The 787-nt window shown below is 37.9% G+C and carries 1 protein-coding gene; it reads right to left on the reverse strand.

All coding sequences use genetic code 11. The features are described from left to right. Positions 1-476: 476 nt before the first annotated feature. The coding region (locus HT708_RS11325; protein ID WP_172926404.1) for a transposase at positions 477-787 on the reverse strand (311 nt) is incomplete at its 5' end.

A 787-nucleotide genomic window follows, 5' to 3' on the forward strand; every position in this document is an offset into this window, starting at 1 on the left:
AAATATCTATCCTATCTTCTAGAATGTCTTCCAAACGAGGAAACTCTCGTAAACAAAGAGGTTTTAGAGGCTTATTTACCATGGAATAAAGTTGTACAAGAAAAGTGCAAATAAGAAATCTCCAGATTAGGAACTATCCGTGAGTTCTCTAGTCTGGAGATTTTTCAATATACTTCGTTATTGGGCGGTTACGTGGCTTCCAATTTTGCGTTAGAATAGTGTAGTTGAAGGGCATTGATTTGTCTTTCAGAAAGATTGAGTTCGACACAGGCTCGTTTCTTTGTTTTCTTTCCTTTAGTACAGATTTTAAACAGCGAGCATTAGATTACATCAAAGAGGGGCACAGCCATGTCGAGGCAGCCAAGGTTTTTGATGTTGGCGTCAGAACTCTCTTCACGTGGGAAAAGAACTTACGTGAACAAGGACACTTAGAGAGGAAAAAGCGAGTCGTCAAAAACCGAAAGATTCCTTTATACTCAATTATTTTCAAAAAGCAACCTTGTCCATTGTCTGCTGACAGTGGACTTTAAAACGCTTTTTTCCAGTCCTTGAATAACTTCTTGAAGCTTATCAATGACGGCTTCCAATGTTTGGAAAGCCTTATTTTTGAAACCTCGTTTTCGAATTTCTTTCCAGACTTGTTCAATAGGGTTCATTTCTGGTGTATAAGGTGGGATAAAAGCCAACTCAATATTACTTGGAATCTCTAAGGTACTTGATTTATGCCATATAGCATTATCCATGACAAGTAAAATATAGTCATCTGGATAAGCTTGTGAGACTTGCC

The organism is Streptococcus sp. 3613 (genome assembly GCF_013277375.1).
In the GTDB taxonomy this organism is placed as follows: domain Bacteria; phylum Bacillota; class Bacilli; order Lactobacillales; family Streptococcaceae; genus Streptococcus; species Streptococcus pseudopneumoniae.